We start from the raw sequence: 26,411 nt of genomic DNA, 5'->3' as shown, positions 1-26,411 counted from the left end.
GCGCGGCGCAGGACCGCCGCCTCTTCGAAGCTCCCCCGATCAGCCGCCCTGTAGCGAGCCCGCACCCGCATGAACTGGATCACCTCTTTCGTCCGCCCCAAGCTCGACACGCTGCTCAACCGCCGCGAGTCGCCGGATAATCTCTGGATCAAATGCCCGGAATGCGGCGAGATGATCTTTCATCGCGCGCTGGCCGAAAGCCTTCAGGTCTGCCCTCATTGCGGCCATCACATGCCCATCTCGCCGGACGCGCGATTCGACGCGCTCTTCGACGAAGGGAGATGGGACCTCATCCCCCTGCCCGATCCGCTGCTGGATCCGCTGAAGTTCCGCGATGAAAAGCGCTATGTCGACCGGCTCCGCGAAGCCCGCAAAAAGCTGAACCGGCAAGACGCCATGGCCGCCGCCAAAGGCGCCATAGGCGGAGTCAAAACCGTCGTCGCCGCGCAGAACTTCGCCTTCATGGCCGGATCCATGGGCATGGCCGTCGGAGACGCCATCCTCACCGCCGCGAGAACCGCCGTCGCCGAACAAGCGCCCTTCGTGCTGTTTTCAGCCGCAGGCGGAGCCCGCATGCAGGAAGGCATCCTCTCGCTCATGCAGATGCCCCGCGCCACCATCGCCGTGCAGATGGTCAAGGAGGCCGGACTCCCCTATGTCGTCGTGCTGACCCATCCCACCACCGGAGGCGTCACCGCCAGCTACGCCATGCTCGGAGACGTGCAGATCGCCGAGCCGAAGGCGCTTATCTGCTTCGCGGGGCCGCGCGTCATCGAGCAGACCATCCGGGAAAAGCTGCCGGAAGGATTCCAGCGCTCGGAATATCTGCTCGACCACGGCATGCTCGACATGGTGACGGATCGCCGCGAGCATCGCCCCACCCTCGCGCGGCTGCTGAGGCTGCTCATGGATCAGCCGCCCGAAGCGCCGAAAGAAGAAGAAGCGCCGAAGGAGAAGCCGCCTCTGCTCGAAGCCGCGCCTCCGGTCGACGACATCCCGGCCGAGCCTCTCCCCGAGGCTTCCGGCGGAGCGCAGCAGGCTGCGCCTTCGCAACCTCAGGCGCCTCAGGCGTGAGCGAGCCCTCCGCTCATAAGGCGCCCAGCGACGCCATTCTGGAGCGGCTGCTCGCGCTGCATCCGAAATCCATCGACCTCTCGCTGGGGCGAATCGAAAGGCTGCTCGCGAAGCTCGGGAATCCGGAGAGGAAGCTCCCGCCCGTCATTCATGTGGCGGGGACCAACGGCAAGGGCTCCACCTGCGCTTATCTGCGCGCCGGGCTGGAGGCCGCAGGGCGGAGAGTCCATGTCTATATCTCGCCGCATCTGACGCGCTTTCATGAGCGCATCCGGCTGGCGGGCGAGCTGATCGAAGAAGAGAAGCTCGCCGCGCTGCTCGAAGAATGCGAGCGCGCCAATGGCGGCGAACCCATCACCTTCTTCGAAATCACCACCGCCGCCGCCTTCCTCGCCTTCTCCAGAGAACCGGCGGATCAGGTGATTCTGGAGGTCGGGCTCGGCGGAAGGCTCGACGCCACCAATGTGGTCGAGCGCCCCGCGCTGACCATCGTCACCCCGGTCTCGCTGGATCATCAGGCTTACTTGGGCGAGACGCTCGGGGCCATCGCCCATGAAAAGGCGGGCATCCTCAAAAAAGGGGCCCCCGGAATCGTCGGGCCGCAGGAATCCGAAGCGCTCCGCGCCATAGAGGCGCAGGCCATGAGGGTCGGGGCGCCGCTCAGGCTCTATGAACGCGACTGGGAGGCCAAAGCCGAAGCCGGAAGGCTGATCGTCGAGCATCGCTTCGGCCTCTTCGATCTGCCGCTTCCGGCGCTGAAGGGGCCGCATCAGATCGCCAACGCCGGAGGCGCGGTCATCGCGCTGCAGGCGATGGGCGTGACCGATCCCGAACATCTCGCCCAAGCCATGACCGAAGTCGAATGGCCGGGGCGGCTGCAAAAGCTGCGCTTCGGGCCGCTGCTGGGGCTCGCGCCGCGCGACGCCGCCGTCTGGCTCGACGGCGGGCATAATCCCGCCGCAGGGCAGGCCCTCGCCGATCATCTCGACGAGGAGGCGCTCCGGGGCTGGCCTCTGCCGGTGGACGCCATCTGCGGCATGCTCGACACCAAGGACGCGGAAGGATTCTTCCGGCCGCTCCGCCGCAGGCTGCGCAAAATCTGGACGGTGGCCATTCCCGACGAAGCCCGCGCCGTCTCAGCCGAGAATCTCGCCGAGGCCGCGCGGCGCGCCGGACTCGACGCCGAGCCCGCGCCCTCGCTGGAGGAGGCCATGCGCGCAATCGGGCGGGAGGCCTCGCCCGCCGGGCGGGTGCTCATCTGCGGCTCGCTGCATCTGGCGGGCGTGGTGCTGCGGGACCATTCCTGAAAAAGCTCAGGAAAAGGGGCCTTTGAAGATGAAGAAGGCCCCTAAGGCGATGAAGGCGAAGCCGAAGGCGTGATTCCACGTCAGGCGCTCGCCGAGGACCGTTACGGCGAAGCCCACGAAGACCGTCAGGGAGATCACTTCCTGCATCGTCTTCAGCTCGGCGCCGGAATAAACCGCATAGCCGATGCGGTTGGCGGGCACCGCAAGCCAATATTCCACGAAGGCCACCCCCCATGAGGCCATGACCGCCGTCGTCAGGGAGGCCTGAGGGAATTTCAGGTGGCCGTACCAGGCGATGGTCATGAAGACGTTCGAGCAGATCAGCAGCAGAATCGGCAGAACATAGGGCGAAGAGAGCGTCATGGGGGAACCCTCGGGCGAATGGCCGCGGGGGTTTAGGGCCGCCGCCGGAAATCCGCAAGGGGCTCCGGAGGAGGGGGGTCGGCGAAGGCCGCCGAGGCCGCGCGAATCCGCGTCGGATGCAGAGGGGCGTAGAATTGCCGCTCCTCGGCCCCCTGAAGGCGATGCGAGACGATTCCGACGGGAACCGCCTCGCCTTGCGGGAGAAGCCGCGCGGCGAGGCCGCCGCTGTCGGCGTCGCGGAAGCGGCAAAGATCGCCCAAAGCCTCGAAGACGCCGAGGCGGACGTCCGTCACCCGCTGACGGCAGGTCCGGACGCTCTCCGCGAGCCGGCCCTCCTCATCCAGACCCATGCCGAAGATCGTCAGGGTCTCGCCGACGGAGATCTGGGCGCGGGCGCTCTGAGGAAGCTCAAGGCCGCCGCCGGGATCCTCGGGAAGCTGGAGGACCGCCCGGTCATGGCGGTGGAGGCCCGCGCCGTCGGGTTCAAATTCGGCGTCGAGGGCGGCGAGGCCCAGACTCCAGAGCGCGCGGCCATGCTCGCGGCCCTCAGGCTGGATCAGAACCTCGACGCGGGTCCAGTCCTCCGCCAGACAATGGGCCGCCGTCACGACGATCCCGCCGCGATAGAGCGTCCCGCCGCATTCGCTGCGGGACTCCATCGGCAAACGGGCGGAAGGCGGATGAATCGCGCGGATCAGCGCGAACCAGCTCGGGGATTCGGGAAGGGCCGCGCCCCCGCCGATCAGACTCGCAGGCGGAGAAAGGCGGCGGGCGGGGCCTGGATCAAGTCCCTCGACGAGGCGCCAGCCCGCGTCCTCCAGGCGCTGGGAAAGGCGCAGATCGGAGGAGGAGGAGGAGGAGGGCGCGGAGGGCGAAAAATTCAGCCGCGGGGCGGCGACGCCCACAGCCAGAAGGCTCGCGGCCAGAACCGCGAGGAGGAGCGAAGGAAGCTTCATGACATCTCCGGGGGAGGATCAGCGGGAGCGGCCGCGCAGGCAGGCCGCGATCAAGGGTTTGAAGATGCTCAGCGTCCCCGCCGCGATCGCGACGAGAAGAGAGAGCGCGGGGAGGGTCACGCCATAGCCGCCCGCATGGAACAGAACCGCCTCGGAAAGGCGCGGCGCCTGCTCCGCCGCCACGCCCCCCGCAGCCGAAAGGGCGGAGGTCGTCGCCAGACTCTTGGTCGTCAGGGCGGAGCTGAAACGTTCAAGCCAATCCATCCGGACTCCGAATTGGGGGGTCATCAGGCGCGCTCCGCAAGGCGGCGCGCGAAAGGCGCGAGGCGCGGCCAAAGGACGGCCGCAGCCAGAGCCGCCAAAGCCCAGCGCTCCAGAGGCGCCGCCGCCAGACGCGCCCAAAGCTCGGACAGAACTCCGGGATCGAAGCCGAAGCGGTCGAGCCAAAAGGCGAGATCCTCGCGGAGGGCGAAGAGCGCTCCCAAAAGCCCGACGAGCTTGCCGCGATGGCGGACGAGGCGGTCGGCCTCCACGTCGAGGCGGGAGGGCGCGGGATCTCCGGAGGGCTCAAGGAGGCCGGAGGATTCCAGAGCGGCTTGCGTCAGGGCTCCGGCCAGACCATCGGGAGTCAGGCCGCGCGCCTGCTGGAAGGCGCGCAAGGCCGCCTCCGTTTGGGGGCCGAAGACGCCGTCTTGCCCGACCGGACGGCCCGCCGCGCTCAAAGCGCGCTGAAGCCGGGCCACCGCCTCGCCCTGATCGCCGAGCCTCAGAGCGCGCGGCGGGGAGGCGCCCGAAATCCGCGCGTGATCGGCGGCGAGCTTCAGGTCGTAGCCGGCGCGGGCGTAGGCGGGGCCGTTATAGATCCGGGCGATCTCGGCCATGTTCAGAGCCCGGAGCGGAGAGGCGAGGCCCGTCCGCTCGGCGTAAAGGCGCAAGGCGCGGATCTGCTCGGGCCAGCCGCCTTCCAAAAAGGCCGCCCGCATCGCCGAAGCCGAGGCGTAGCCCAGCATCCGCGCGTGATGGCCCATGATCTGAGGCGCGCCGTGGCTGCTGGCCTGTTCGGCGCGTTCGGGGTCGAGCCGAGCGGCTCCGGCGTGGGAGGCGGCGAGGCCGCCGCCCAGACGGCGGAAAACGTGAGGTTCGAAACGGCGGGCGGCCAGACGCGCGGAGCCGCGCAAATGACCGCTCTCGCGGTGGAGGAGCGCCGCGAGGATCGCGGTCTCGCAGCCGAGCGCGGCCGCCGCCTCGGTCAAAGGCGCCAGAGCCTCGGCGGGAAGATCGGTCTTCAAAGGCATGGAGGGGCTTTCAGAAGGGAAGATCAGGAAGGGGCGTCGACGATGGTCCTCGTGAAGACGCCGGGGCCGAAGCTCGCGGAGAGCTGGGCCACGGAGACGTCAAGCGGGAGGCTCGCGCCGTCGGAGGCGCGGGCGGCGGCGGAATAAAGGAAGGACGGCGCCGTCAGAGTCTCGGCGCGGCGCAAAAGGCCGCCCGAACGGATCTCAAGGCGATAAGCCTCGCGGGTTTCGTTCAAAGGCGGGTCCTCCGGTTCGGACCAGCCGTCGGCGGAGCCCCGGGAGCGGCGGGACCAGCTCAGGGAGAGATCGCCGGAGGGCTCCAGATCGGCGCGGAGCCGCGCCGGGGAATAGGGGCGGAAGGCGGCTCCTCCGGAAGCGGCCTCTTGAGCCGAAGCGCGGGAATCGGCCCAGCTCAGGGAGGCCGGGGCGAAGCGCCAGCGCCGCGTCAGACCTAAAGGAGCCTCGGGGACCGGAACCACGGCTTCGTCCAGCAAGAGAAAGCGCGAACCGGCGGGGAGAGCCTCCGCGCAAAGATGCTCGGTCCCCGCCCTGCCCCGCAGCAAGGGACCGAGACGCCAGACGCCGGGGGCCTCCAGACGCGCGGCGGAGAATTGGACGATCTCCCAGGCGCCCGAAGGAGTCCGGATCGCCGCCGCATTGGCGCCGTTATAGACCGCGCCCGGAGGTCGGCCCAAAAGCGGCGGCGCGGAGCCCCCGCCCGCCAGACCCGCCAAAAGGCCCGCTCCGCGCGTCCAGAGATGCGGCGAAGACGGCGGCAAGGGCTCCAGAAGGCGGCCCATGACGGCGGGAGTCTCCAGACGGGCGGCCAAGACCCATTCGTCCGGCGCAGCCTCGCGCCAGAGCAGGGCCGGACCGGTCCAAGGCGAGGCGAAGGCGGCGGCCCAAAGCGGGGCCTCGCCGCCGCCCGCGTCCTGAGAGGGCCCCATGGGAAGATCCGCCAATTCGCCGATCAGAGGCCCGGGGACGACGCTTCTCGGCGAGGAGGGAAGCGGGGCGCTCAGGGAGGCGGGGCGATGCAAAGGCGGCTCGACGCGGGTCGCCTCCACCGTCAGGGCGAGGGAATCCTCCAGACGGTCGATGCGATGGAAGGCCGGGACCGCGCCCTCCGGCGCGAAGCGGATCACGTCGCCGGGCTGAAGCCCCGAACGCGAAGGCGGCAAAGCGAAGCGCGCCTTCTCGCGGCCCGCCCAAGCTTCGGCGAGCCAGCGCTCCGCCACGAAGCGGGCGGCGGCGGAATCCAGAGCCATGGGGGCCTCCAGAATCTCCACGCGGCGGCCCGAAGCGCCCGGAGCGGCGGCCTCGGCGGCGCCGCGCCGGTCCTCGGATTCGGGGCGGAGGTGGACCACCCGCACCACGGCGGGAAGATCCGACTCCTGCGCGCGGGTCAGGCTCCAGACTTCGGAATCCGGGGCCTCCGCAAGGACGAGATCATCCTCCGTCAATTCGGCCGCAGGCGGCGCCCCGCGCGGAACGAAGATCAGGCGGCCCGCGCTCTCCACGGCGTCGAAGCCATGGACCAGAGACAAGGGCGTCAGAGCCTCGCGGGCGGACATGGAGCGGTCCAGAGCATAGCCCGCCACGGAGCCTTCAAGGCGGGAGGCGTCGGCCTCGGGCTCGCCCGCCGCCGCGCAGATCTCGCGGACCGCCGCAGCCAGAGAAGCCGAGCCCAGCCGGCCCGTCAGCCAATGGCCTAAAGCCCAGTTCGGGCCGTCGGACCAGAGATCCGTCCGCAGGGGGAATTGCGGATAGGGGCGGGCGTCCCAAGTCCAGACGTGGATGTTGGAGGCGTCGAGGAAGCCGGGCGGGTTCCTCGACGGATCGGACCAATAGCCGAGCAAAGCCTGAAGATAGGCGCTCTGCATGGCGTCGTCGCGCGCGCCGGTCGAGAAATAAGGGAGGGCGCTCTCCGAGCTTTTGGGGTCGTGGAAGACGTTGGGCTGGTTCGCGCCCTTGTCCACCGCAGGACAGCCGCATTCCGTGAACCAGATGGGCTTGGAGCCGGGAGTCCAAGCCGTCGGCGCGGGGCTGCGGATGCCGCCGGGGCGGTCGTGATGGGGGCGGCTCCACCAATTGCGGATGTCCTTCGGGCGGAAGACCCAAGGCTCGCCATGGGCGCCGTCCGTGATCGGCGTGCGGATCTGGGCGGAGCGGTCGGAGGCGGAGGCGTAGAACCAATCATAGCCCTCGCCGCCTTCGACGTTGGCGCGCAGGTAGTCGAGGTTCTGGATGGAGCCCGCAGCAGCGTCGAGATGGGTCGAGCCCTCGCGCCAGTCGGAGAGGGGGAGGTAATTGTCGATCCCCACGAAATCGATATTCGGATCCGACCACAACGGATCCAGATGAAAGAAGACGTCGCCGGAGCCGTCCTGCGGGTGATGGCCGAAATATTCCGACCAATCCGCCGCATAGCTGATCTGCGTCGCAGGGCCGAGGATGGCCCGCACATCCGCCGCCAAGGCTTTGAAGGCCGCCACGGCGGGATAGTTCGCGGGGCCGGAGCGGATCTGAGTCAGGCCGCGCATCTCGGAGCCGATGAGGAAAGCCTCCACGCCGCCCGCCGCCTTGCAGAGATGGGCGTAATGGAGGATCTGGCGGCGGAAGGACCATTCCGCCGGGCCGTAATAAGGGATGCTCAGGCCGTTCCAGGGGCCGAAGTCTCCCGGAGCGGCGGAGCCGAAGAAGCTCGCGACTTCGGCGGCGGCGGCGGGGGTCTGATCCGGCGAGCCGGGGCGGCTCGGAGCCTTCGAAAGGGTGATCCGCCCGCGCCACGGAAAGGCGGGTTGCGCGGAAGCGCCGGTCCACGGGTCGGGAAGCGCGTTGGTCGGGAGAACCTCCATCATCAGGAAGGGATAAAAGACCACCCGCAGACCTCGGCGGCGCAAGTCGCGGATGGCCGAGACGACTCCGGCGTCGGCGGGCGTGCCGCCGTAAACCGCATGGCCGGAGCCGTCCTGAGCTAAAAGCCGTCCGCCCAGACGCCCCACGCCGCCGGACATCCAGGGCGCGCGGGTCTCCGCGGCGGAAGCATGCTCCACGCCGGGGCGGATCTGGCAGGAGCCGCAGCGCAGATCGTCGCCGAACCAAGAGACGACCAAAGCCGCGCTCTCCAGATTCGGGGCCTGATCCTGAAGCTGGTCCAGAGACAGGACCAGATCCGAGACCTCGGCGGAGGCGTTGAGGTTGGGCGTCCAGGAGAGGCCCTCGGAGGCGGCTTGCTCAGCCGCCGAGGCGCCCGGAGCCGCGCCCTCCAGAATCACCGGATCGGCGTTCAGAACCCATTCGCCCGCGCCGGGAATCAGGGTCACGCCGCGAATCAGGCTGGTCGGGGATTCCGCCTCCTCGGGGGCGCGGCGGGTCTCGACGGAAATCTGCGGGACGCGGTCGCCGAAGGCCGCCAGAGGGAGATCCTCGAAGACCAGATAGGCCAGCCCCCGATAGGCGGGCGCGTTCGAAGCGCCCTCCAAAGCGAGGATCAGGGGATCGGGCTCCTGATCCTCCGTCCCGCGATGGAGGCGCCAAGTCACGCCGCTCAGGTCCATAGGCTGGCCGTCGGCCCAGATGCGCCCCACGCTGGAGATCGGCCCCTCGCAGAGCCCCACCGCCAGACTGATCGCATAGCTGTATTCCGTCACGCGGGCGCTCGGCGCGCCCTTGCCGCCTCCCGCCTTGCGGGTCGTCCGACGCTCTGAAAAGCGGGAGGCCCAGAGGACTTGGCCGCCAAGGCGCAGAGTTCCGAAAAGACGCGGAACGGAAGCCCCCTCGGTCGAGGCGGTCAGGCGCAGATCCTGAAGGCGGGGCCCCTGAACGGCCGTCGAGCCGGAGCCGAGAAGGCGCTGATCCAGCATCCCGCCCAAAGCGCCGCCGAGGGCCGAACCGATCTGAGCGCCCGTCAAAGCCGCGCCCAAAAGGCCCACGCCGGAGGGCAAAAGCGCCGAGCCGATGGCCGAGCCGGCCGCCATGAGGGCGAGAGTCGCCATAAGTCAGAACTCCGGAGGATGAGCGGGAAAGCGAAAGGCGCCGACGAGGCGTCGGCGCCATGGATGGTCCAGGAGGGTCTCCGCCACGGCGTGGCCGCTCCAGGCGTGAATCATGCGGTCGGGGGCGCTGAGGATCCCGACATGCTTCGCGGGGCCGCTGCGGCGCATCCGGAAAAGCAGGACGTCGCCGGGAAGGCGCGCGGAGAGCGGAAGCTCGTCAAGCCAGCGGCGCGCAGCCGCCTGCAAAGGCTCGGCGCCGTCGGACTCGCCCCAATCCGGCGCGTAAGGGGGCGTGGGCTCGGGCTCCTCGCCGTAAAGCGCGCGCCAGACTCCGCGCACCAGACCAAGGCAATCCACGCCCGCGCCGCGAGTCGATTGCTGATGCAGATAGGGCGTGCCCAGCCAAAGCCGGGCCTCGGATAAAACGAGGTCGGAGGTTCTCATGCAGGGTCTCCGGGAAGGATGAAGGGCGGCGTTGCGCCAAAACCTGAAAGGGCGGCGTTGCGCCGCCGAGGCTCCGCCCCTATAAACGCCCCTCATGCGGCGAGGCCGCAGGGGAAGAGTGGCCGAGCGGTTGATGGCACTGGTCTTGAAAACCAGCGACGGGGAAACCCGTTCGTGGGTTCGAATCCCACCTCTTCCGCCAAGCCCTCCGCAGATTGGGGGCGGCGCGTGACGGAAGGCGCGAAGCTCAAGGCGATCCGGATCGCAGCGGGACTCTCTCAGGCGCGGCTCGCCGACGTCAGCGGGGTCGCGCAGCATCGGCTCTCAGGATATGAGCGCGGCGCGAAACTCTTGCGCCCCGAAGAAGCCGCAAGCCTCGCCAAGGCTCTGCAAGACCCCGAAGCCGCGCGCCCAAGGCCGAAGCGTTATCGGATTCATCTGCGCTCGGCCCGCGGCCATGATCCCCGACGCGAGGCGCGGCAGAAGCCGACGCCGGGAAACTCCGCCTATCTGCAGGAATTGGCGCGGCTGGAGGCCGGAGCCCCGGCGGAGTTCTCCGCGCTCAGCCTCTTCGCCGGATGCGGGGGCATGAGCCTTGGATTCCGCGGCGCCGGATTCCGCGTCGCAGGCTTCGTCGAGAAGGACGACGGCCTCGCCGCCCTCTACGCCGCGAATTTTCCCGAAGCGGCCCGCCTCGGGGGGGACGTGCGGAGCCTCGGGGAAAAAGAGCTGGCGGGGTTTCTGGAGGCCCATGGGCCTCTCGACGCGCTGATCGGAGGGCCGCCCTGCCAAGGCTTCAGCCTCACCGGAAAACGCAGAAGCGACGATCCGCGCAACGCGCTCTTTCGGGAATATCTGCGAATCCTCAGGCGGGTCCGGCCTAAAATCGCGGTGATGGAGAACGTCGCGAAGCTCACCTCCATGCGCGGGGCCTCGGGCGGGATGGTCGGGCGGGAGATCGCCCAAGGGTTTCGGGAAGCGGGATACGACCTGCGGACCGCTCTGCTCGACGCGCAGGATTTCGGCGTTCCGCAGCATCGGGAGAGGGTCTTCTTCCTCGCCGTCGACAGGAGGCTCGGGCGGGCGCCGGAGCCGCCCGAGCCCAGTCATGGCGCAGGACTCGCGGCGAGGCGGAGTTTTGGAGACGCCTGCTCGGATCTCGATTATCTGGAGGCGGGAGAGCGCGGCGCGGATCCGCTGCACGTCGCCGTGGACCACCCGGATCATGTGCTGGGTTGGCTCTGGGAGGTTCCGGAAGGCGCGAGCGCCCATGACAACGCCGATCCGGCGCAAAGGCCGCCCTCGGGATACAACACCACCTATAAGCGCCAAGTCTGGGACCAGCCCGCCGCCACGGTGCAGACCACCTTCGGCATGATCTCAGGATCGCGGAACGTCCATCCCATCGCCACAAGGGCGCTCACCATCCGCGAGGCCGCCAGATTGCAAAGCTTCCCGGATTCCTTCCGGTTCTTCGGCAAGCTCGGAACGATCCGCACCGGAATCGGCAACGCCACGCCGCCGCTCCTCGCCAGAGCCGTCGGGGAGGCCATGGCGCGGAGGCTCCGCTTGACGGAGCCGCGCAAGGGGTGAGAACTCGCCGGAGAACCGGAAAATCTGGGGAGGATCAGATGAGCGCGACCGACGGATGGCGCGATTCCGCGCAGGCCTGGATCGATTCCCTCGGAGAAGAGGGAGATTTCGGGCGAAAATGGGTGCTCGACAAGCCCATGCTCGAACGCGCTCAAGGCGCGAGGCGGGCGTTGGACGTCGGATGCGGAGAGGGTCGTTTCTGCCGCATGATGCAGGCTCAGGGAACGAGGACGCTCGGCGTCGATCCGACGGAGACGCTCATCCGCAAGGCGAAGGAGCGCGATCCGCAGGGCGGATATCTCATCGCCAAGGCCGAAGACATGCGGGTCGAGGCGGGCGGATTCGATCTCGTGGTCTCCTATCTCTCGCTCATCGACATTCCGGGGCTGGAGCAGGCCGCAGCCAAAATGGTCGAGGCGCTGGAGCCCGGCGGAAGGCTGCTCGTCGCGAATCTCACCTCCTTCTCCTCGGCGGGGACCATCGCCGGAAGATGGCTCCGGGATCGGGACGGGGCGCTCAAGGGATTCCTCATGGATCATTATCTCGAAGAGCGGGCCGAATGGGTCGAGTGGAAGGGAATCCGCATCCTCAACTGGCATAGGCCCTTGGAGAGTTACATGCGGGTCTTCCTCGACCTTGGGCTGAAGCTGACCCATTTCGCCGAGCCGAAGCCCTATGGCGGAGATCCGGAGATCGGCGCGCGCTACGCCCGGGCGCCCTGGTTCCATATCCTCGAATGGCGCAAGGAGCCGTGAAGCGGCGAGCCTCTTAGGAGTTGAGGCGCGAGCCGCCGTCATGGGGCTCGCCGGAGCGGGGATAGGAGGTCAGCCAGTCGTCGCCGGGCATATGCGGAAAGCCCCGGAAATTCTTCTGATTGGCGAAGCGGTCGCGACAGGTCGAAAAGGCCTTGTCGCAGCCGGGGAGGATCGTGAAGGAATCGCCGGGAGAAGGCGCGGCGGGCGGCTCGGTCCAGAACTCCAGACGGGCGCCGAGGGAATCGCGGCTATGGGCCCGCAAACGCTGAAGGCGGCCCGCATTGGCTCCGGAGGTCCATTCCAGAAGGCCGCCCGCGAAAAGGCCCGCAGCTTCGGAATCCAGAGCCTCGGCGCGGAAGGAGCCGTCGGACTCCAGTTTGGCGAGGACGGCGGCGCGGCGATGGCTCGCCGGATTCAGGCCGCAGCGGGAATCGCAGAATTCGGCGTCGCATTGCAGGAGATAGGCCCGCCCGAAAGGCTGGTTGAGCTTATGGCTCAGGCCGCGCAGCTCGGCCTGAAAGCCCAGAGAGCCGCGCGAGACCTCGCCCAGAGAGCCCCGGAAGATCAAAGCCCGCGCCTCCTCGGGGTTGGACCAGTCCACCAGCCATAAGCGGACCTCGGATTCGTCGTAAAGCCCCGCGCTGAGGTCGGATTCGGTCAGGCTCTCCGAAGACAGCGCGCCCTGAAGCTCGGTCGAGGTCGGGGCGAGGCCGAGGCCCATGTCCAGAGCGCCGGCCTCGTTCAGGGCGGCGGGCTGGAAGGTCAGGCCGTCGAAGATCAGGGGCTCGTCATGATCGGTCAGGCCCAGAGCGGAGCCGTCGCGGCGGTCCAGACGCCAGCAGCGGCAGAGGGAGGCCGCCCCCGAATCCAGAGCGGCTTGCAGGGCGGGCGGAAGAAGGCGGCTCATGGGCGGATCTCGATGATCGGAATGGAGGGCGCGGCCCCGGCTTCGAAGCCCGCAAGGTCGATCTCCAAGCGGTCCGTGTCGAAGCGGACGGGGGTGTCGAAGAGAAAGCCGGCCGTCACGCGGGCGCCCGCGGGCGGAGGGCTCGGGAAGGTCAGGAGGCCGGTGGTCGGGTCGAGGGAAGGCGAGGCGGGCGCGCCCTCCACGGCGGCGAGGAGGCTGTCCTCCACGGGTTTGAAGATGGGGCGCTCGTAAGAAGCCCCGCCCGAGAGATAGGCCTTCTGAAGCTGGAATTCGCGGCGGGAGCCGTCGCCGAAGCCCAGAAGCTGATCCGTCGGGCTTGGGTTTTGCGAAGGCGGGCAGGATTTGAAGTCCAGCCAGTCTTTCCAGCGGAAGCCGTGCAGGCGGCCTCGGCGGGCCTCGAAAAAAGCCACCAGCTCGTGAAGATCGTCGAGGCGGCGCAGGCCGAGGCCCGCATCATAGCGGCGGCGCGAATGACGCCAAGGAGTCTGGCGCTCCTCGCGGCCGCTCGCCAGAGTCACGACGCGGGTGCGCCGCTCGGGACCGCCGACGGAGCCGAAGGATAAATCGGTCGGGAAGCGGATTTCGTGAAAGGCGGTCATGAAGCGCTCGCGCAGAAAGGGTTAAAGGTTGCGGCCGCCGCGCGCCGCCAGACGGCGCATCGCCGCGGCGATCTGGGTTTCAGAACGCCGAAAGCCCTCCACGTCCGGCGTGCTGATGTTGATCGTCACGTTCGGGGAGCGGGCGCGGCCTCCTCCATCCGCAGCCACGCCGAGGCGGCCGTCCGCGCCGCGCTGCAAGGGCATGATCGCTTCAGGACCGGCCTCGCCCATCAGGCCGAGGCCGCTCCGCATCGGGAAAAGCGTCGGGGAGCCGACCACGCCGCCCCCCAGAACTCCCCCCGAAGCGAAGGCGCGGATGCGGCCGCCCTCGAAGGCCGCGCCTTGGGCGAAGCCGGGAATCGCGTTGCTCAGGATGGAGGCGAAGGCGCTCTGAACGGGCTTCAGGGCGGCGGAAAGGGCGGTCCGGGAGACGTCCAGAGCGAGGCCGCGCAGGGCGTCGGAGAGCTTCGTTCCCTTGAAGAGCATGGAATCGAAGGCGCGGCCAAGATCGCCCGCGAAGCTGCGCGAGAGTTGGCGCGATTCCTCGGAGACCGCCCGTAATTGGGCGCCCACGTCGCGCAGGTCGCTCGTCACGGCGGCGGAGGTTCGGGCGCTCGTGGCGCGCCAGTCGGAAGCGGCGGAGCTTAAAGCGCGGAAATCCTCGGAACTGGTCATGAAGGGCCTTCGTCAGGATGGCGGGAGAGCAAGGATTCAAGATCGGCGCGGCTCATCGGGTCGGGGGTTTCGGTCAGGCCGAAGGCGCCGCGTAAAGCCGCCGCGAATTCGCGGGGGCTCAAACTCCAGAAGCTTTCAGGGGAAAGGCGCAGCACGCCTAAGCCTAAAGCGGTCAGGCGAGGCCAATCCATCTCAGGCTCCAAAGGCCGCTTTGAGGAGATCCGCCGCCAGACGGGCGGCGCCCGAAGCGCCGCCGGGGATCTCCATGCGGGAGACCTCGGCGTCGGTGGTTTCGGCGCCCGCGCCGCGCAGGCCCGCGCCGATCACCGCCGTCAGATCGGCAGCCCGGAGGCTCCCGGATTCGAAGCGGGCCGCAAGGGCGGGCAAATCCTCGGCGCCGAGGGTTTGCTCAAGCTCGGCCAAGGCGCCCAGAGTCAGGCGAAGGCGGCGGGGAGAACCGTCGAGGAGGGCCTCGATCTCGCCGCGATGGGGATTGAAGGGCATAGGGGCCTCAGAGCGGGGTGAAGGACAAAGCGCCAGCCGAAGCGAGGGCGAGGTCGTAGCTCGCGGCGTCGTCATGCTCGCCGCGATATTCCAGAGCGGTGATCTGAAAAGGGCCCTCCACGGTTCCGAAATCCGGGATCACGATCCGCCATGAGGCGATGGAATCCGCGAAGAACAGGCTGCGGACGGAGGCGTCGGAGGCGGCGTCCTTGAAGATCCCCGAACCGGAGACCAAAGCGGATCGAGCCCCGGCTCCGGCCAGAAGCTCGCGCCAGCGGCCCGCGCTCTCGGAATGGGTGGAGTCGACGGTCTGGGCGTTGAAGCTCAGGCGGGCGGAGCGAAGGCCCGCGACGCTCGTGAAGGAGCCGGAGCCGGAGGCGTCGAGTTTCAACAGAAGGTCTTTGCCTTTTTGGGCGGCCATGAGGAAACGCCTTCATCTCAAGAGATTGCGGGAGGGGCGGGAGCGCGATCCGAAAAGCGGGAACCGGTTTTCGGATGACATCGCGCGGCCAAATCAAGATTCGTCATCTTCGACGCGGGCCGAAAAGACCGCGCGGATGCGGCGGGTCTCGCCCTGCTCCTCGCGCTGGGTTTCGGAGCTCTCAAAGCGCAGATGAATCAGGCGGCCGCGTGCGAGAATCAGGGGCGGATCGTCGAGGGCGTCGCAGAGGGCGGAGAGAATGGACTTGGCCTCCGAAAAGCCGCGTCCGCGAGACCAGATCTCGAAGCTCAGGCGGTGGAGGGCCCCGGAATGGCCCTGAGCGTCCCAGACCTCGGTCGTTTCGTCGCCCATCACCAGATAAGGGGGGCGAGGAGCGCCGGGGCGGTCGGCGTGAGGCGGCGCGTCGAAGATGCGGCCCGGGCCGCCTAAGGCGGAGGTCAGGGCCGGAAAGCTCGAAAGCCGCGCGAAGATCGCCCGGTGAAGCGGCCAGCTCAAAGCGGCGGTCATGAAGGCGAACCCTCCTCGCAGAGGCAGACGAGGCGGCGGCCCCGGCCGTCCATGTCGAAGACGGCGCGGATGTCGAGGATCGCTTCGCCCGCCCGGAAACGCTGATCCGCGCGAGGACGGGCCGAAGCGCCCGGAGCCGATGAACGCAAAGTCACGCGGTGAGTCACGCGCTGGGCCTGACGGCTCTCCAGCAGGCTTTCGAGCCCGCTGGCCGCCTCGATGGAGGCGAAGACCTCGCCGATCTTCACCCAGCCGGGCAGATAGCCGCCGCCCTCGTCGGGGAGATCGGCGCGGGCCTCCAGAGCGAGGCGCCAGCGGGGAACGGAGGCGCGAGGCATGAGGAGCCTCCTTTCTTCAAAGACGAATCTCGGCGTAAGGCGCGAGCAGGGAGGCCAACCCGAAAGGCGTTTCGGAAAGCCCCGAAGCCGAAGCCTCGCGATTCTCGAACCAATGGGCCGCCAGCATCAGCAGAGCCTCTGACAAATCCGGAGGGAGAGGGTCGAGGCCGGCCGTGAAGCTCGCCTGAGCCGCCCCGCCCGGGAGGATCCTCGGCCATGAGGCGCCGGGGAGAGGACGCAGACGGGGAGACGAAGCGGCGGAATCCAGGCACCAATCCGTCCAGAGGCTCTCGTCGCCCGCCGGGGAGATCAGGCGGATCTCCGGGAGGCCGGACAAAGGCCCTCTCGGCAGGCGAAGGGCGCCGGAGGAATCGAGGGGCCAGGAATCGAGAGTCCACAGGCAGGCGCGGGGAGTCAGGAGAAGCCCGAGGCGGCGCTCCAGATGGGCCGCAGCGGAGAAAAGCCAGGACTCAAGGGCGGAATCCTCAGAAGGGGAAGCTCCCGCGCCGAAACCCTCCGCGAGGCCGAGACGGCGCGCGAAGGCGCTCCGGGGGACCGGAGAGGACGTGAGAGGCGAGACGTCAAGCGTCGCCATATGTTAACCTCGGAAAGCTGAGGCCCAACCTTAAGGGCAGGAGCCGGAGGGCGGGTTGATGGACGTCGCGCGACGTGAGAACATCGCGCGATGGATGGACGGGATCGGATATGACGCAATCGCAGGGAACGGTCTGGGGCGCGCTGCAGAACCTCTGGTTCGCAGTCAAAACGGCTGCTCTGAACGCCTTCGACAAAATCGGCGGAAACGCCCCGGCCTCTTTCAAGATCGCCGTGCTCGCGCTGATCGGCTTCCTGCTGTTCTGGGTGGTCGTGCTCTCCCATCGCGCGAAGGTGCTCGATATGGAGCGGCGCGCCCATCAGGTGAGGGCGCAGGCCGCCGAAAGAAACGGACTGAAGCTCGCGCCGCTCGGAGACAACTCCCTGCCCGATCCGAGGCATGGAAGCGACAGGCCGCTCTGGAGGAATCTCTTCCTGCTGGCGGGGGTCGTCGCGCTGATGGGCGTGCTGGCGCATCGGCAGTTCGGAGGCCCCTCCAAAGCCGCTTATTACGATCCCGGACCGGTCTATGCGGGCCCCGTCTATGCGGATTCCGTCTATGCGGCGCCCTATGCGCCGCCCGCCGCGCAGACCCTCTGGATGGAGCAGCCATGGGAGAAGCCGAGGCCCATCCAGCCCGCCTCGCATCGGGTGATCGAAACCAGCCCTCCGGAGCAGGCGGCGACGCTCCCGCCGAAAGTCCGGAAGGTCTTCGCCGGAGAGGCCGCAGCGCCAAGCTGCGGCGGAAAGCCCCTGCCTGTCGGGGCGGCCCGCTTCTTCATCCGCTCGGAGGCCGTCGCGGGAGCCGCAGGCGCGGCGCCTGAAATGTTCTGGGCCGAATTCGACAACAGCCGCGCCGCCGAAGCGCGGAGCTATTATGAAACCACCGATCGGCCGACCATGATCGACCAATTCGGAGCCCGCTCGCGGGCGGCGGCCTATAGCGCCAATAATCTCGCCGTCGCGCTGTTTCACACAGGCGATTGCGTCAAGGCGGAGAACCTCTTCCGCGAAGCCCATGAATTGGCGCAGATCCTCAACATGCCCTTCGCCGACAGAATGCGCATCAATCAGAACTACGCCCATTTCCGCGCGCTGAAGGCGAAGGGCGGCTGAGCCGCCCCCCGCCCCGCCCGGATCAGGAAGCCGCGAATTTCAGCAGCTTGATCGCCGCGAAATCCGTCACGTCGCCGCCCACGCGTTTGGTCGCGTAGAAGAGGACGTGAGGCTTGGCGCTATAGGGGTCGCGCAGAATGCGCAGCTCGGGGCGCTCGGCGAGGGTGTAGCCGGCGCGGAAATCGCCGAAGGCCACCGCATAGGCGTTGGCCGCCACGTCCGGCATCTCCTCCACGATGGCCACCGCATGGCCCAAGAGGGTGGCGGGTTGCCCGGCCGCGAGCCCGTCGCTCCAGAGATAGCGGCCGTCCACATCCTTCATCTTGCGGATCAGGCCCGCCGTCTTCGAGTTCATCACGAAGGAGGCGTTCGAGCGGTAGCCCGCGGGCAGGGCGTAGACCAGATCCGACAGGGCGTCGCCGGGATGGCTCGCCGCGAAGGCGCCCGCCGCGCCCGTCGCCACATAGCCCAGAGAACCCCAGGCCCAGGAGGCGTTCGCAACCGCCGTGTGGTTCAGGAAGCCGCGCGGCTTATCCGCGCCGTCGCCCGTCACGGCGGCGGCGGTCTCGGCGCGGGCGAAGCGGGCCGCGATGCGCTCGGCCAGCCAGCTTTCGACGTCGAAGGCGGAATCGTCGAGGAGGCGCTGCGAAGCCTTCGGATTGGCGGTCAGGTCGTGGAGGCGGATCGAAATCCGCGCCAGAGCCGGAGCCGTGGTCTCGGTCACGGCTCCGCTCTCGGCGATCCAGCTCGCGGTCATCTCGCTGTGGTCGATCAGGGCGTCGTAGGTTCCGGATTCCACCTGAACCACGTTCGCCAGAACGCGCATCGGGGAAGCGCCGCGCAGCACCGTCTCGATGCGGGCGGAGGTCTGGGAATCCACCAAGACGCCGCCGTCGGCGGCCACGGCGGTCGTCATGCCCTTCTCCTGATAGCCCAAGGCGCGGAGCTGGCTCTCGTCGCCCTGACGCACATAGGCCGCGAAAGCCTTCGCCTGAGGGCGGGCCTCGGCGCTGGTCGCGAGGGAGGGGCGGGAGCTTTCGGAGGCGCGGCGGTCCAGAGCGCGGCGCAGGGATTTGGCCTCGGCGGCGAGGGCGAGGGCGGCGGTCTTCAGATCGGGAGTCATCGCATATCCTTGAAAAAGAGGAGGTCAGAGCGCCAAAGCGCGGGCGGCCTCGGCCAAGGCGGCGGCCACGGCCTGCTCGTCAGGGTCAGGCGCGGGGCCGACGGGCGCAGCGCGGGCGCCGGGAGCCATCGGGAAAGTCACGAGGGAGATCTCCCAAAGGTCGATCTCGGAGAGGCGGCGGCCGCCGTCCGCAAGGCTCTCGGCGCTGGTGGCGCGATAGCCGATGGAGAGGCCGTCCAGAGCGCCCAAGCTCAGAAGAGCCGCAGCCTCGCGGCCCGCCTGCGTCTCCAGAGCGAGGCGGCCCGAGACGTAAAGGCCCCGGGAATCCTCGCGGATCTCGTCCCAGACGCCGATGGGCGTCGAAGGGTCATGCTGCCAGAGCAATTTCACCGAAGGGCCGAAGGCCGAACGGCGCGCGAGGCTCGCGGCGAAGGCGCCCGGAGCGATCCGGTCGCCGCTCTGGTCGGGATCGTCGAAGAGGGCCGCATAGCCGGAGAAGACTCCGGAGGAGGCCGAAGCGCTCTCGCGCAAAGGCGGGGCCGCGCAGAATTTCGTCTCAAGAAGGGGAGCGTGAACAGGCGTGTGAAACATGGGGACTCGCGGTCAGGGGTCGGAAGGCGGGTCAAGATCAGGAGGAGGCGGGCCGAAGCCGAGAAGGCTCCGTTTCTCCGCAAGGCTCAGAAAATCCGCACCCGCCACGCGCGCCCAATAGGCGTCGCGCTCCAGAGACAGGGCGGGAACCTCGTCAAGATCGGGGGTCAGGGTCAGATCCGGGCCGAAGCGCGGGGCGAGCCAGCTCGTCAGGGCCGAAGCGGATTTGTGCAGAAGCGGCAAAATCGTCTGGCGGTGAAAGGCGCGGTTGGCCTCCTGATAATTCGCATAGGTGTTGTCGCCCGGAAGGCCGAGCAGCATCGGCGGCACGCCCAAAGCCAAAGCGATCTCGCGGGCGGCGTTCTCCTTGGAGCGCAGAAACTCCATGTCGGCGGGGCTGAAGCCCATCGGCTTCCAGTCGAGGCCGCCCTCAAGGAGCATCGGGCGGCCGGCGTTGCGGGGGCCTTGGTGGTGGCTCTCCAGCTCCTCCTTGAGGCGGTCGTATTGCGGATCGGTCAGGCGGCCGGCGCCGTCCGCGCCGCTATAGACGATGGCGCCGGAAGGGCGGGCGGCGTTGTCCAGAAGAGCCTTGTTCCAGACCGCCGCAGCCCCGTGGAGATCCACCGCCACCGCAGCCGCCTCCAGAGCGGAAAGGCCGTAATGGTCGTCCAGAGGATGGAAGGTCTTCAGATGCAGGATCGGAGGATCGAGGCCCCGCATTGGAAAGCGGTGGAAACGGCCCTCCACGCGATATTCATAGGACTCCGGCCAGCCGTCCGGGCCGGGGATCAGGCGCATCCGGTCGGGGCGCAGAATATAGAGTTCGCGCGGAGGAGCCTCGGGCGGGCCTGCGGCCTCGACATAGGCGTTTCCGGCCCCCACGAGATGCCCGTACAGATGCTCCAGAAACTCAGGGCCGCTCTGGGAGGGATTCGGGCGAAGGAGAAGATCCAGAAGCGGATGGCGCTCCATCGGGCGCGCGCCGCGCGTCAGGAGCCAGGGAACCGAAGCCGCGGATTCCGCGATCAGGCGCAAGCATCGATGCGCCACCGCGTTCTCCACATAAGCCCGGCGGGTCAAGGAGCCGTGATCGCGGGGAGTCCAGACGGCGCGGCCGGAAGTCTGAAAGGCGACCAGAGGTCCGGCGGCGCTCGCCTTGGCTTGCGGCGGAGCGCCCCGAAAGGCGCGGGAGAGGAAAGAGGAGAAGGACAAGGGGACTCCTATGGGAGAAGGAGGCGGGATTGAGAAATGGCGCACCCAAAGGGATTCGAACCTTGGCGGCGGAAGGGGCTCCCCTGCTAAGGGAGTAGGCGTCAGAGGCCGCGCACCCGAGGAGCGGGCGGCGGGGCGCTCAGGAGAAGATCGGTGATCGCCCAGACGAGGGCGTCGAGGCGGTCGGGGCTGCGGCCCATGCCGGGGCCTAAGCCCGAAGCGCCGAAGCTCCGCATCTGGTCTTCAAGCTCCGGGAAAAGCCCGACATGGCGGATGCGGCCCTGCTCATACAAAGCCGCCACAGGCTCGGCCCGCAGGCGCTTGCCGCGAGTCGCGTAGACGCCGCGAAAAGGAATGTTCGGGGCGCTCTGGCGGAGGATCGTCTCCACCATGTCGCCGCCCTGATTGATCTCGGCCACAAGGCGATCCGCGCGGAACTGCGCGAAGGCCGTCGCGGCGCGTTCGGCCCAAACGGCCGGACTCTTGCCCCGCGCGGACCAATCCGCCAGCACATAAGCCGTCCAGTCGGAGGGCTCGCCCTCCATCACGGCGCCCGCCACCACGATGCCGCAGGCGTCGGATTGGGGGCCGCCGAGAATCGGAGGATCCACGGCCACCACCACACGATCTAAAGGAGGAGCCTCGGCGGCGCGGGAGGCGTCCAAAAGCGCGGCGCTCCAGAGGGCGCCGGGGGCTTCGGTCAGGAGTTCGCCTTCGAGTTCCTGACGCCCTAACGACGTGCCGCCGTAACGGCGGCGGACGTAGCTCAAAAAGGCGGGGGCGAGATGGGCCGCGTTCTCGGAGGTCGGGGCGCGGGTCACGGCGGTGGAGGAATCGGCCAAAAGGGTTTCAAGGACAGGATTGCGGCGCGGGGTCGTCGTCACCAGAGCCTGAGGGGCGTCCCCCAGACGCAAGCCGAATTGCAGCATGTCCCAAGCGGCTTCGGCGCGGCGCCATTTGCCCAACTCGTCGCACCAAGCGGCGTCGAATTGAGGGCCCCGCAGGGATTCAGGATCGGCGGCGGAGAAGAGACGCGCCTCGGCGCCGTTGGGCCAGATCAGAGCGCGACGGGCCGCCAGATAAGTCGGGCGGCGGTCGGGGGGAGTCGCGGACATCAGGCCGGATTCGCCCTGCACCATCACCTCGCGGGCCTGATCCGCCGTTTCGGCCATCAAGGCCACGCGGCGGCGCGCGCCGGAGGATAAAGGAGTCGGACCCTCGACGAGGCCGCGCACCCATTCGGCGCCGGCGCGGGTCTTGCCGGCGCCGCGTCCGCCCAGAAAAACCCAGGTCCGCCAAGATCCCGGCGGGGGGCTTTGCGAAGGGCGGCGCCAAAGCTCGAAGAGCCAAGGCAGAGCCGAAAGGCTCTCAGGCGGGAGAGAGTCCAGAAAGCGCGCCTGTGCCTCGGGAGGCAGCGAGGCGAGCCAATCGGCCCAGGACGTCGCTCCGGGCGGCGGAGAGGTCGAGAGGAGGTCCATGGGCGGAGGCGGCTCCCGAAAGGGGCGTCAGGCGGCGGGACGATTCAAGGGCCGTCAAAGCCGCCCGGCGATGGGCGCGGATCAGATCCGTCAAGGCGCGAAGGTCGGCGGAGCTCTGGGGCGCGCCGGATTCAAGGGAATCGGCGGCGGCGCTCAGCGCGGAGGCGAGGCGGGTCAGAAGGACGGGAGCCGGATCGGAGGGGGGGCGCGGCGCCTCTGGGGAGGAGAAGGCGGGACGCGCCCCCCACCCTTCCCGTCGGGCGCGGCGGCGCAGCGTGTCGGGATGGACTCCCGCCAAACGCGCCAGAACGGCCACGGGCTCCCCGGCGCGCCAGCGCGTCGGAAGATCGAAGGATGAGGGCATAGGTCTGAAGGTCTCGAAGATCCGAAAAACGCGCCCGCCGCTCGGAAAAGCGGGGACGCGGAGGAGGCTCGGCGAAGGAAGGCGGAGAAGCGGGCGGAAGCGCCCAAATCGGCCAGTCTGCGCTTTATGACGATAAGAGCGTCCGGGGGCCATTCCACGAAAACAAGGGAGCGGAGGGCCTCCGGCGCGGCGCGGAAAGACCGCGGGCCGCCCGCAGATCGCCCGCAGACTGAAGAATCCCTGAAGAGGCCAGTCTGCGCTTTATGACGAAAGCAGCGCGCGCCGACCAGTCCATGAAGCGCGGAGACGGCGGAAGGCCGAGGCGCGACGAGGCGATTTCCGCAAGGCGTCCGGCCCTCGCGTCAACAAGACCTTCATCTTGAAAAGCGAGGAAGACTTCAAAAACCGTCCTAATCTTCCGTCGGAGACCCGCATGAGTTTCCCACACCTGCTGGAAACCCCGCCTCTGCCGCGCGTGGCCGAACTGCAAAATCTGGAGATCTGGTTCGCCAGCGGAGTCGTCGGGCTGGGGCTGCTGTTCTGGACGGCCCTCGCCATGACCCGAAGATGGCGGAAAAAACGCGCGAAGGACGGAGTCTTCCGTAAATATCATCTGCCGGAGGACGAATCCTTCTGAGAGCCGGAAGCCTCGGAAGGCCGCGAGGGCTCGGGCGCGGGAGACGCCGGAAGCAGGGCCATGCCCGCGAGAAAGCCGCCTAAATGCGCCTGCCAGGAAACGCTCTCCGCCACGCCGAGTCCGCGCGGATGATTCGCCGCGATCCATAAAGCCGCCAAAGCGAAGAAGGCCCAGCCGTTGCGCACCTTGCCGCGCATCCAAGCGCCCAAAAGACCGGAGGCGCCCGCGGAGGCCCCCATCAGGCCATGCGAGCCGCCGTAAACCGCCAGATGCGTCAAAACGCCCGCCGCGACCGAACCCCAGAAAATCCGCAGAGTCGCGGCCGGGCCGAAGCGCGTCTCCAGAACCGCCGCGAAAGGCAGGACCATGCAGAGATTCAAAATCAAATGAGACGAATCCGCATGAACCAGCGCATGGCTGACCAAGGTCAGGCCGCCTAAGGCGAAGTCCCAGAAGTCGCCCGGATTCAAAATCCGGCGCGGCAGAAAGGACAAAGCCCGCTCGAAGCCGGGAGCCAGAATCAGGCTCAGAAAAAAGCTCGCGACGAGAAGCCCCGCGAGTCCCAGCGAGGCGCGCAGAGGAAAACGATTCGGCGGAGAACGCCCGTCATGCGCGTTCGGAGGATCGGGACTGCGCCCGAGAGGCGTAAACATGGTGCGAAAACCATGAAGAAGGAATTTCGAACCGTTATGGCACAGTCGTTTTCTTGTGCAAAACATCTGGCCGTTTTATGGTCGGTGGCGTTCAGCGGGGGTCCGTAGGGTTCGCGCAGTTTTCATGCGCTCGGCGTTGTCGCGCAAGCGGGAGATCGGGATGAGGCAATTGTTTTTATGTCGGCCGTTGCTTGGGGCCCTTCTCGGAGTGCTCCTTATCGGAGTGGGCGCCGCCGGACTCTCCAGCTGCGGGCAGCGCGAAGGCGACGCCGTGCGGATGGCTCAGGGCGAGCTTGAAGGCCGGGTCGGCCAGCTCCAGACGGTCAACGCTCAGCTGACCGCGGATCTGGAGCAGGCGCAGACCCGAATCGCCGCCCTCGACGCCGAAACCGGCGAGCTGCAGGGAGTCGATCTGCAGCAGGTCCGGGGGCTGCTCGGATCCTTCCAGACCGAAGGCGCCGATCCCAGCCAATCCCTCCAGCTGCTGCAGACCCGGCTCGCCGATCTCCAGAGGATCGAAACCGAGGCCGGAGAAGCCCGCGCCCTGCTCAGCGCCAGCGAAGCCCAACGCGCCGAACTGGAGGCGAGACTCGCCGCCGACGCCGCCGCTCAGGCCGAGCTTGAGGGCCTGCGCGTCAAATTCGCCGAGGCCGAAGCCTCGACCGGCGAAGCCGCGGCGCAGGCCGCCGCCCGAATCGGAGAGCTGGAGGCCGCGCTCGCCGAGGCCGAAGACCGCTCCGGAACGAATCTGCAGGTCTTCGAAGCCGCTCAGGCCCGCATCGCCGAGCTCGAAGGACAGGCCGGACAAGCCGTCGCAGCCGCCACCGGAACCGAAGCGCAATTCGAGGCCCTGAGGGCGCGAATCGCCGAGCTGGTCGCCGCCGGTCAGGAGAACGAAGAGCAAAAGCGCGCCGCCACGGAGCTCGCCGAGGCCGCTCAGGCGCGGCTCGCCCAGCTTGAGCCCCTCGCCGGACAGGTCGAGCCGCTGAAAGCCCAAGCCGCCTCGGCCGCCGAAGCCGCCCAAGCCCGCATCGTCGAGCTGGAGGGCCAGCTCGCCCAAGCCGGCGAGGCCGCCGCGCGGACCGAAGCCGAAACCGCCGCGAATCTGGAGGCGCTGCAGGCCCGCGTCGCCGAACTCGAGCCCCTCGCCGGACAGATCGAGCCGCTGAAGGCCGAAGCCGCGACCGCCGCCGAAGCCGCCCAAGCCCGCATCGTCGAGCTGGAGGGCCAGCTCGCCCAAGCCGGCGAAGCCGCCTCTCAGACCGAAGTCGGGGCCAATGCGGAGATCGACGCCCTGCGGGCGCGCATCGCCGAATTCGAGGCCGCCGCGACCGCCGCGCAGACCCGGCAGGCTGAAGCCGCCGAGGCCGCTCAGCAGGCCGCCGAAGCCGCTCAGGCCCGCATCGCCGAGCTTGAAGCTCAGGTCGCTCAGGCCGGACAGGACGTCGAGGCCGCCCGGGTCGCCGCTCAGGGCGATTCCGAGGCTCAGAAGCTTGAGCTGCAGGCTCTGAGCGAGAACCGCGACGAGCTGCAAGCCCAGTTCGAGGCGCTCAACGCCCAGCTCGCCGCCGCCCAAGAGCGTGGCGCGGCTCTGGACGAGCAGACCAAAAAGGCCGCCGATCTGGAGGCCGCTCAGGCGGAGCTTCAGACCCAGCTTCAGAGCCTCTCTCAGGCGCGCGACGAAGCCGCCGCCGCCCAACAAGCCGCCGCCGCCGAAGTCGAGCGGCTGCTCGCCGAGGCCGAGGCTCAAAAAACCGACGTCGAGCAGGCCCGCGCGCTGCAGCTGCAGTTCAACGACCTCTTCGGCGGACATGGCGCCGTCGCGCCCCGGCTGGAGGCCCTCGCCGCCGATCTGACCCAGCTGCGCGGCGAGAATCAGACCCTCTCCGCCGAAACGCAGAAATTCGCCGATCTCAGCGCCCTCGCCGGAGGCGAAGACGTCGGGGCGCGGCTGAAGGCGCTCGAAACCCAAACCGAAGGACTCCGCGCCGAGGCCGCCGCCAGCGCCGCCACCGCCGAGACCCTCGCGAAGGATCTCGAAGCGGCCCGCGCGCAGATCGCCGCCGACGCGACCGCGGCCCAAGAAGCTGCGGCCGCCGCGGCCGCCGAGCTTGAAGCTCAGCGCGCTCAGGCCGCCGCTCAGGCGGAGGCTCTGGCCGAAGAAGAGCGCCGGAAGACCGCCGACGCCCTCGCCGCCGCCGAGCAGGCGCGGCTGGCCGCCGAAGCCAAAGCCGAGGAAGCCGCCGCCACCCTCGCGCAGATCCGCGAAGAGGCGCAGCAGGACAAGACCACGATCCAGACCACCTTTCAGGGCCGGGTCGACGAACTGAGCGCCCAGCTTCAGGCCGCTCAGGCCGAAGCCGCCGATCTGACCTCCCGCGCCGCGGAGGAGGCTCAGGCCCGCGCCGCCGAACTCGCCGCCAAAGAGGATGAGATCGCCGGGGCTCAGGAGGCGCTCCGCGCCGCCGAAGGCCGCGCCGAACAGGCCGACGCCGCAGCCGCCGAAGCCGCCGAACAAGCCGCCGCCCTCACCGACGTCGCCCAAAGCTACGCCGCGCTGAAGGCGGAGGTCGGCGAAGATCGGGACGTGCTGCAGAGCTTCAACGAGCTCAAGGCCTCCGAGGCCGACATGCGCCGCCAGCTCTCCGAGCTGATCGCCCGCGTCGAAGGAGAAGCGACCGCCTCCGAGGCCGCTTTGACCCAGACGCGCGCCGAAGCCGAAGCCGCTCTGAAGGCGGCTCAGGACGAGGCGGCTCAGCGTCTCGCCGCTCTGGAGGCCGACCGCGATGCGGCGCGCGCCGAAGTCGAGCAGGTGCGGACCTCTCTGACCGGAGACGTGCAGGCTGAAGCTGAAAAGCTGAAGGC

At 68.6% G+C, this 26,411-nt stretch carries 27 protein-coding genes and 1 tRNA gene; 8 read left to right on the top strand and 20 right to left on the bottom strand.

The window, feature by feature from the left end; all coding sequences use genetic code 11:
• Nucleotides 1-69: 69 nt before the first annotated feature.
• The gene (gene accD, locus B161_RS0104230; RefSeq protein WP_018632127.1) at nt 70-1,074 is read left to right on the top strand and encodes an acetyl-CoA carboxylase, carboxyltransferase subunit beta; all 1,005 of its coding nucleotides are present in this window, start codon (nt 70-72) and stop codon (nt 1,072-1,074) included.
• Nucleotides 1,071-2,381 carry a bifunctional folylpolyglutamate synthase/dihydrofolate synthase gene (locus tag B161_RS0104225; RefSeq protein ID WP_018632126.1) on the top strand — a complete coding sequence of 437 codons (1,311 nt, stop codon included), beginning with the start codon at nt 1,071-1,073 and terminating at the stop codon, nt 2,379-2,381. The genes accD and B161_RS0104225 overlap by 4 nt, the downstream gene beginning before the upstream one ends.
• 6 nt (nt 2,382-2,387) lie before the next feature.
• Here B161_RS0104225 and B161_RS0104220 read toward each other — a convergent pair whose 3' ends face one another.
• The 6 genes from B161_RS0104220 to B161_RS0104195 are packed head-to-tail and all read right to left on the bottom strand — an operon-like array spanning nt 2,388 to nt 9,437.
• Nucleotides 2,388-2,744 carry a DMT family protein gene (locus B161_RS0104220; protein WP_018632125.1) on the bottom strand — a complete coding sequence of 119 codons (357 nt, stop codon included), beginning with the start codon at nt 2,742-2,744 and terminating at the stop codon, nt 2,388-2,390.
• A gap of 32 nt (nt 2,745-2,776) precedes the next feature.
• Nucleotides 2,777-3,700, bottom strand: coding sequence for a trypsin-like serine protease (locus tag B161_RS16670; protein WP_018632124.1), 924 nt, complete (start codon nt 3,698-3,700; stop codon nt 2,777-2,779).
• A gap of 18 nt (nt 3,701-3,718) precedes the next feature.
• A complete protein-coding gene (locus tag B161_RS0104210; RefSeq protein WP_018632123.1) occupies nt 3,719-3,988 on the bottom strand; it encodes a hypothetical protein in 270 nt (89 codons plus the stop codon).
• The gene (locus B161_RS19955; RefSeq protein WP_018632122.1) at nt 3,988-4,995 is read right to left on the bottom strand and encodes an N-acetylmuramidase domain-containing protein; all 1,008 of its coding nucleotides are present in this window, start codon (nt 4,993-4,995) and stop codon (nt 3,988-3,990) included. The genes B161_RS0104210 and B161_RS19955 overlap by 1 nt, the downstream gene beginning before the upstream one ends.
• A 23-nt stretch (nt 4,996-5,018) precedes the next feature.
• Nucleotides 5,019-8,993 (bottom strand): baseplate multidomain protein megatron, encoded by a 3,975-nt coding sequence (locus B161_RS0104200; RefSeq protein WP_018632121.1) that lies wholly within the window; start codon nt 8,991-8,993, stop codon nt 5,019-5,021.
• Nucleotides 8,994-8,996: 3 nt separating this feature from the next.
• Nucleotides 8,997-9,437 carry an NlpC/P60 family protein gene (locus B161_RS0104195; protein WP_018632120.1) on the bottom strand — a complete coding sequence of 147 codons (441 nt, stop codon included), beginning with the start codon at nt 9,435-9,437 and terminating at the stop codon, nt 8,997-8,999.
• A 112-nt stretch (nt 9,438-9,549) separates the two neighbouring features.
• On the opposite strand from B161_RS0104195, the gene B161_RS0104190 reads away from it, so the two are divergent.
• The 3 genes from B161_RS0104190 to B161_RS0104180 all read left to right on the top strand — a co-directional run bounded on the left by B161_RS0104190 (nt 9,550) and on the right by B161_RS0104180 (nt 11,785).
• Nucleotides 9,550-9,639 (top strand) — tRNA-Ser (locus B161_RS0104190).
• Entirely contained in the window at nt 9,612-11,030 is a 1,419-nt protein-coding gene (gene dcm, locus B161_RS16660) for a DNA (cytosine-5-)-methyltransferase (RefSeq protein ID WP_205619213.1), read from the top strand. The genes B161_RS0104190 and dcm overlap by 28 nt, the downstream gene beginning before the upstream one ends.
• Nucleotides 11,031-11,068: 38 nt before the next feature.
• On the top strand, nt 11,069-11,785 hold the full coding sequence (locus B161_RS0104180; RefSeq protein WP_018632119.1) for a class I SAM-dependent methyltransferase: 717 nt from the start codon (nt 11,069-11,071) through the stop codon (nt 11,783-11,785).
• 13 nt (nt 11,786-11,798) lie between these two features.
• Here B161_RS0104180 and B161_RS0104175 read toward each other — a convergent pair whose 3' ends face one another.
• The 9 genes from B161_RS0104175 to B161_RS16655 all read right to left on the bottom strand — a co-directional run bounded on the left by B161_RS0104175 (nt 11,799) and on the right by B161_RS16655 (nt 16,373).
• Nucleotides 11,799-12,692 carry a DUF2163 domain-containing protein gene (locus B161_RS0104175; protein ID WP_018632118.1) on the bottom strand — a complete coding sequence of 298 codons (894 nt, stop codon included), beginning with the start codon at nt 12,690-12,692 and terminating at the stop codon, nt 11,799-11,801.
• Nucleotides 12,689-13,312 carry a DUF2460 domain-containing protein gene (locus B161_RS0104170; RefSeq protein WP_018632117.1) on the bottom strand — a complete coding sequence of 208 codons (624 nt, stop codon included), beginning with the start codon at nt 13,310-13,312 and terminating at the stop codon, nt 12,689-12,691. The genes B161_RS0104175 and B161_RS0104170 overlap by 4 nt, the downstream gene beginning before the upstream one ends.
• A 21-nt stretch (nt 13,313-13,333) precedes the next feature.
• A complete protein-coding gene (locus B161_RS0104165) occupies nt 13,334-13,987 on the bottom strand; it encodes a phage tail tape measure protein (protein ID WP_018632116.1) in 654 nt (217 codons plus the stop codon).
• Nucleotides 13,984-14,178, bottom strand: coding sequence for a rcc01693 family protein (locus tag B161_RS0104160; protein ID WP_018632115.1), 195 nt, complete (start codon nt 14,176-14,178; stop codon nt 13,984-13,986). Before B161_RS0104160 ends, B161_RS0104165 begins: the two co-directional genes overlap by 4 nt.
• Nucleotide 14,179: 1 nt before the next feature.
• Nucleotides 14,180-14,491, bottom strand: a complete 312-nt coding sequence (locus B161_RS0104155) for a gene transfer agent family protein (protein WP_018632114.1) — start codon at nt 14,489-14,491, stop codon at nt 14,180-14,182.
• Between the two features lie 7 nt (nt 14,492-14,498).
• On the bottom strand, nt 14,499-14,912 hold the full coding sequence (locus tag B161_RS0104150) for a phage major tail protein, TP901-1 family (protein WP_018632113.1): 414 nt from the start codon (nt 14,910-14,912) through the stop codon (nt 14,499-14,501).
• A 93-nt stretch (nt 14,913-15,005) separates the two neighbouring features.
• A complete protein-coding gene (locus B161_RS0104145; protein ID WP_018632112.1) occupies nt 15,006-15,440 on the bottom strand; it encodes a DUF3168 domain-containing protein in 435 nt (144 codons plus the stop codon).
• Entirely contained in the window at nt 15,437-15,778 is a 342-nt protein-coding gene (locus tag B161_RS0104140) for a phage head closure protein (protein WP_018632111.1), read from the bottom strand. The genes B161_RS0104145 and B161_RS0104140 overlap by 4 nt, the downstream gene beginning before the upstream one ends.
• A 16-nt stretch (nt 15,779-15,794) precedes the next feature.
• A complete protein-coding gene (locus tag B161_RS16655) occupies nt 15,795-16,373 on the bottom strand; it encodes a head-tail connector protein (RefSeq protein ID WP_018632110.1) in 579 nt (192 codons plus the stop codon).
• A 110-nt stretch (nt 16,374-16,483) separates the two neighbouring features.
• Between B161_RS16655 and B161_RS0104130 the strand changes: the two genes are divergently transcribed.
• Entirely contained in the window at nt 16,484-17,488 is a 1,005-nt protein-coding gene (locus B161_RS0104130; RefSeq protein ID WP_018632109.1) for a hypothetical protein, read from the top strand.
• Nucleotides 17,489-17,510: 22 nt separating this feature from the next.
• On the opposite strand, the gene B161_RS0104125 is transcribed toward B161_RS0104130, so the two are convergent.
• The 4 genes from B161_RS0104125 to B161_RS0104110 all read right to left on the bottom strand — a co-directional run bounded on the left by B161_RS0104125 (nt 17,511) and on the right by B161_RS0104110 (nt 21,892).
• Entirely contained in the window at nt 17,511-18,611 is a 1,101-nt protein-coding gene (locus tag B161_RS0104125; protein ID WP_018632108.1) for a phage major capsid protein, read from the bottom strand.
• Between the two features lie 24 nt (nt 18,612-18,635).
• Entirely contained in the window at nt 18,636-19,202 is a 567-nt protein-coding gene (locus tag B161_RS0104120; protein ID WP_018632107.1) for an HK97 family phage prohead protease, read from the bottom strand.
• 12 nt (nt 19,203-19,214) lie between these two features.
• On the bottom strand, nt 19,215-20,414 hold the full coding sequence (locus tag B161_RS0104115) for a phage portal protein (RefSeq protein WP_018632106.1): 1,200 nt from the start codon (nt 20,412-20,414) through the stop codon (nt 19,215-19,217).
• A 101-nt stretch (nt 20,415-20,515) separates the two neighbouring features.
• Entirely contained in the window at nt 20,516-21,892 is a 1,377-nt protein-coding gene (locus B161_RS0104110) for a DNA-packaging protein (protein ID WP_018632105.1), read from the bottom strand.
• A gap of 797 nt (nt 21,893-22,689) precedes the next feature.
• Here B161_RS0104110 and B161_RS0104100 point away from each other — a divergent pair.
• The gene (locus B161_RS0104100) at nt 22,690-22,893 is read left to right on the top strand and encodes a hypothetical protein (protein ID WP_157755522.1); all 204 of its coding nucleotides are present in this window, start codon (nt 22,690-22,692) and stop codon (nt 22,891-22,893) included.
• Here the strand turns inward: B161_RS0104100 and B161_RS0104095 are convergent.
• Nucleotides 22,866-23,546 carry a rhomboid family intramembrane serine protease gene (locus B161_RS0104095; protein WP_018632102.1) on the bottom strand — a complete coding sequence of 227 codons (681 nt, stop codon included), beginning with the start codon at nt 23,544-23,546 and terminating at the stop codon, nt 22,866-22,868. The genes B161_RS0104100 and B161_RS0104095 overlap by 28 nt on opposite strands.
• A 208-nt stretch (nt 23,547-23,754) precedes the next feature.
• Here B161_RS0104095 and B161_RS16650 point away from each other — a divergent pair.
• Nucleotides 23,755-26,411: coiled-coil domain-containing protein (locus B161_RS16650; protein WP_169338266.1), on the top strand; the 2,657-nt coding region annotated here is incomplete at its 3' end.

The sequence above is a fragment of the Neomegalonema perideroedes DSM 15528 genome, assembly GCF_000374145.1.
Classification (GTDB): Bacteria; Pseudomonadota; Alphaproteobacteria; order Rhodobacterales; family Rhodobacteraceae; genus Neomegalonema; species Neomegalonema perideroedes.
The sequence above is the reverse complement of the archived record's forward strand: the minus strand, read 5'-3'. Positions and strand labels throughout refer to the sequence as shown.

Coding starts and splice junctions, on each gene's coding strand:
- B161_RS0104120 (WP_018632107.1), bottom strand. CDS start 19,202: ATGTTTCACACGCCTGTTCACGCTCCCCTTCTTGAGACGAAATTCTGC.
- B161_RS0104210 (WP_018632123.1), bottom strand. CDS start 3,988: ATGACCCCCCAATTCGGAGTCCGGATGGATTGGCTTGAACGTTTCAGC.
- B161_RS0104170 (WP_018632117.1), bottom strand. CDS start 13,312: ATGACCGCCTTTCACGAAATCCGCTTCCCGACCGATTTATCCTTCGGC.
- B161_RS0104130 (WP_018632109.1), top strand. CDS start 16,484: ATGACGCAATCGCAGGGAACGGTCTGGGGCGCGCTGCAGAACCTCTGG.
- B161_RS0104175 (WP_018632118.1), bottom strand. CDS start 12,692: ATGAGCCGCCTTCTTCCGCCCGCCCTGCAAGCCGCTCTGGATTCGGGG.
- B161_RS0104100 (WP_157755522.1), top strand. CDS start 22,690: ATGAGTTTCCCACACCTGCTGGAAACCCCGCCTCTGCCGCGCGTGGCC.
- B161_RS0104220 (WP_018632125.1), bottom strand. CDS start 2,744: ATGACGCTCTCTTCGCCCTATGTTCTGCCGATTCTGCTGCTGATCTGC.
- B161_RS0104200 (WP_018632121.1), bottom strand. CDS start 8,993: ATGGCGACTCTCGCCCTCATGGCGGCCGGCTCGGCCATCGGCTCGGCG.
- B161_RS0104160 (WP_018632115.1), bottom strand. CDS start 14,178: ATGGATTGGCCTCGCCTGACCGCTTTAGGCTTAGGCGTGCTGCGCCTT.
- B161_RS0104110 (WP_018632105.1), bottom strand. CDS start 21,892: ATGGACCTCCTCTCGACCTCTCCGCCGCCCGGAGCGACGTCCTGGGCC.
- B161_RS0104095 (WP_018632102.1), bottom strand. CDS start 23,546: ATGTTTACGCCTCTCGGGCGCAGTCCCGATCCTCCGAACGCGCATGAC.
- B161_RS0104140 (WP_018632111.1), bottom strand. CDS start 15,778: ATGCCTCGCGCCTCCGTTCCCCGCTGGCGCCTCGCTCTGGAGGCCCGC.
- B161_RS16655 (WP_018632110.1), bottom strand. CDS start 16,373: ATGGCGACGCTTGACGTCTCGCCTCTCACGTCCTCTCCGGTCCCCCGG.
- B161_RS0104195 (WP_018632120.1), bottom strand. CDS start 9,437: ATGAGAACCTCCGACCTCGTTTTATCCGAGGCCCGGCTTTGGCTGGGC.
- B161_RS0104165 (WP_018632116.1), bottom strand. CDS start 13,987: ATGACCAGTTCCGAGGATTTCCGCGCTTTAAGCTCCGCCGCTTCCGAC.
- B161_RS0104125 (WP_018632108.1), bottom strand. CDS start 18,611: ATGACTCCCGATCTGAAGACCGCCGCCCTCGCCCTCGCCGCCGAGGCC.
- B161_RS0104145 (WP_018632112.1), bottom strand. CDS start 15,440: ATGACCGCCGCTTTGAGCTGGCCGCTTCACCGGGCGATCTTCGCGCGG.
- B161_RS16670 (WP_018632124.1), bottom strand. CDS start 3,700: ATGAAGCTTCCTTCGCTCCTCCTCGCGGTTCTGGCCGCGAGCCTTCTG.
- accD (WP_018632127.1), top strand. CDS start 70: ATGAACTGGATCACCTCTTTCGTCCGCCCCAAGCTCGACACGCTGCTC.
- B161_RS0104155 (WP_018632114.1), bottom strand. CDS start 14,491: ATGCCCTTCAATCCCCATCGCGGCGAGATCGAGGCCCTCCTCGACGGT.
- B161_RS19955 (WP_018632122.1), bottom strand. CDS start 4,995: ATGCCTTTGAAGACCGATCTTCCCGCCGAGGCTCTGGCGCCTTTGACC.
- B161_RS0104150 (WP_018632113.1), bottom strand. CDS start 14,912: ATGGCCGCCCAAAAAGGCAAAGACCTTCTGTTGAAACTCGACGCCTCC.
- B161_RS0104180 (WP_018632119.1), top strand. CDS start 11,069: ATGAGCGCGACCGACGGATGGCGCGATTCCGCGCAGGCCTGGATCGAT.